At 65.5% G+C, this 2,727-nt stretch carries 4 protein-coding genes and 1 other RNA gene; all 5 read left to right on the top strand.

Annotated elements, in window-relative coordinates; all coding sequences use genetic code 11:
• On the top strand, positions 1-766 hold a 766-nt coding region (locus Y694_RS21080), incomplete at its 5' end, for a DUF748 domain-containing protein (RefSeq protein ID WP_155935890.1).
• A complete protein-coding gene (locus tag Y694_RS21075) occupies positions 691-1,221 on the top strand; it encodes a hypothetical protein (RefSeq protein WP_036236296.1) in 531 nt (176 codons plus the stop codon). The genes Y694_RS21080 and Y694_RS21075, both read left to right, overlap by 76 nt.
• A 64-nt stretch (positions 1,222-1,285) precedes the next feature.
• Positions 1,286-1,657: a transfer-messenger RNA gene (gene ssrA / locus Y694_RS23865) on the top strand.
• A gap of 173 nt (positions 1,658-1,830) precedes the next feature.
• On the top strand, positions 1,831-2,076 hold the full coding sequence (locus tag Y694_RS23860) for an Arm DNA-binding domain-containing protein (RefSeq protein ID WP_081782304.1): 246 nt from the start codon (positions 1,831-1,833) through the stop codon (positions 2,074-2,076).
• Positions 2,077-2,138: 62 nt separating this feature from the next.
• Positions 2,139-2,714, top strand: a complete 576-nt coding sequence (locus Y694_RS22885) for a phage integrase central domain-containing protein (protein ID WP_155935889.1) — start codon at positions 2,139-2,141, stop codon at positions 2,712-2,714.
• Positions 2,715-2,727 lie beyond the last annotated feature (13 nt).

The raw sequence follows: 2,727 nt of genomic DNA, 5'->3' as shown, positions 1-2,727 counted from the left end.
GGCATCCGCTCCCGTGGTGGCCGACGCAGCGCCGGCCGCGCCGCCACCGCAGCTGCGCTGGCGCGAGATCCGCCTGGCGGGCGGCACGGTCGACTTCACCGACAACTTCATCCGCCCCAACTACTCGGCCAAGCTCACCGACATCGGCGGCGAGGTGTCGGCGCTGGCCTGGGACAGCCCGCAACCGGCCACCGTGAAGATCTCCGGCAAGGTCGACGGCGCCGCGCCGCTGGAGATCGGCGGCACCATGCACCCGCTGGGCCCGCGCCTGGCCACCGACATCACGGCCAGCGCGCGTGGCATCGACATCACCCGTCTCACCGCCTACTCCGGCCGCTATGCCGGCTACGGCATCGAGAAGGGCACCCTGTCGGTCAAGGTCCACTACAAGATCGAGAACGGCAAGCTCGAGGCCGAGAACAACGTCTATCTCGACCAGCTCACCTTCGGCGACAAGATCGACAGCCCCGACGCGCTGAAGCTGCCGGTGCTGCTGGCCGTCTCGCTGCTGAAGGACCGGAACGGCGTGATCGACATCGATTTGCCGATCAGCGGCAGCCTCGACGATCCCCAGTTCTCGGTCGGTCGCATCGTCGTGCGGGTCATCGTCAACCTGATCACCAGGCCATCACCGCGCCGTTCTCGTTGCTCGCCAGCGCCTTCGGCGGCGGAGGGCAGGAGCTGGGCTATGTGGAGTTCGCCCCAGGCTCCACCGAACTCAGCGACGCCAGCCGCCAGCGCCTGGACACCCTGGTCAAGGCACTGACCGACCGGCCGGCCCTCAAGCTCGAAGCCACCGGCCGCGCCGACCCGGCGGTCGACGAGGCCGCGCTCCGCGCCCAGTACCTCGACCGCCTGCTGCGCACGGCCAAGGCCAAATCCACCGGCGAGCTGGCCGAGAGCGTGAAGATCGAGCCCGACGAACGGGGCCGCTGGCTCGAGGCCGCCTACAAGGCCTCCGACCTGAAGACCAAGCCCCGCAACGCCATCGGCCTGGCCAAGAGCCTGCCGCCGGGCGAGATGGAAGCCCTGCTGCTGGCCAGCGCACCGGCCGGCGAGCCAGCCTTGAAGGCCCTGGCCGACCAGCGCGGTGACCGCGTCAAGGCTTACCTGACCGGGAAGGTGCCGCCCGAGAGGGTGCTGCTGACGGCCTCACGGCTCGGCACCGAGGGGATCGACGACAAGGGCGCGACCGCCCGGGTCGCCTTCGGCCTGAAATGACGCCCGCAGTCGGCGCGCAGCCCTTGAATCGGCCCGCCGACCCTCCACCTACAATGCACGTACAGGGGCCGACCTGGTTTCGACGTGGGTGCGGAATTGGAGTGGTGCATGCCGAGCATCAGTGAGCTCGTAAATCCAGCTGAAACAAACCAACTGCGAACGACGAACGTTTCGCCCTCGCCGCTTAAACACCGGTGAGCGTCTCAACGGCAGGCCGATGGGCCGGGCCCAAGCCGCAAGGTGGAAGGCTGAGACGTCATGCACATCGGCTGGTTGCTCGTCGGGTCACTCGGCGTTCAACGAGACTCAGTGACTGGCGTTGTCCGTAGCGTGCTTCTGCGCGACGGCGGCGTGAGACTCAAATCAGACAGCTAAGCATGTAGATCTACCTGAGGATGGCTTGCGGACGGGGGTTCGATTCCCCCCGGCTCCACCATTAACGACTCCACAAGGGGTCAGAAAAGGCGAAAGCGCTAAGTAAATCAAAGACTTAGCGCTTTTTTCTTGTCCGCTTGGGGCCAGATAGGTCCACTTGCATCTACTGTTTCACTGGATAACATCCCGGACAACAGGCCTAGGGTGGCCTCAATCGGTGGAGAGTTATCCGGCATGGCAGCTACAAATACCCTGAGCGACAAAGCGATCCGTGCGGCGATTAAAGCTGCGACTGGGCGCGACAAGCCCCATGCCCTGAACGATGGCGGCGGGCTGTCGCTGCTGCTTCAGCCGACCGGCGCGGCTTGGTGGCGGCTTCGATACTGGCTTTCAGGGCGGGAAAACCGCCTCTCCCTCGGCGTCTATCCGGACGTGTCGCTGGCCGACGCCAGAACGCGGCGAGATCAAGCCGCAAATTGATCGCGGCAGGCGTCGACCCCAGTGAGGCCCGCAAGGCTGACAAAGTGGAGAGGATCGCGCGAGTGGAAGCACAAGCGCTGGCCGCTGCAGGCCTTCCAGGGCCGGGAACCTTTGAACATGTTGCTCGAGAGTGGCTGACTACCGTGCACCAAGTTAAGGTCAGCGCGGGCCACGCCGAGCGAACTCGCATTCGCCTGGAGCAGGATGTGTTCCCCTGGCTAGGGCGGCGTCCGATTGCCGAACTCGAGGCGCCCGAGCTGCTTACCTGCCTGCGCCGGGTTGAGGCGCGCGGTGCGATTGAGACGTCCCATCGCATCAAGGATTCCTGCGGGCAGGTGTTCCGCTACGGCATCGCCATTGGCGCCTGTACGCGCAATCCAGCGGGAGACCTAAAGGATGCCCTCCGGCCAGTGGAGTCTCGCCATCATGCGGCGATCGTCGACCCCAAACTCGGTGGTGAACTGCTGCGGGACATGATGGCCTATGCCGGCCACCCGGTGACTCGCGCAGCGCTCAAGCTGTCGGCGCTGCTGATCCTGCGCCCCGGTGAACTACGGCACATGGAGTGGGCCTGGATCGATCTAGACGAGGCAAGCCTGACTGTTCCTGGTGCGGTGATGAAGCGGACGAAGTGTTGACGCCGACCGAAAA

Origin of the sequence: Methylibium sp. T29-B (assembly GCF_000576225.1) — a bacterium.
GTDB classification, from domain to species: Bacteria; Pseudomonadota; Gammaproteobacteria; order Burkholderiales; family Burkholderiaceae_C; genus Methylibium; species Methylibium petroleiphilum.
This window is presented reverse-complemented; position numbering and strand designations above follow the sequence as displayed.

Excerpts from the sequence above, each read along its gene's own strand:
- Y694_RS23860 (WP_081782304.1), top strand. The coding sequence starts at position 1,831 with ATGGCAGCTACAAATACCCTGAGCGACAAAGCGATCCGTGCGGCGATT.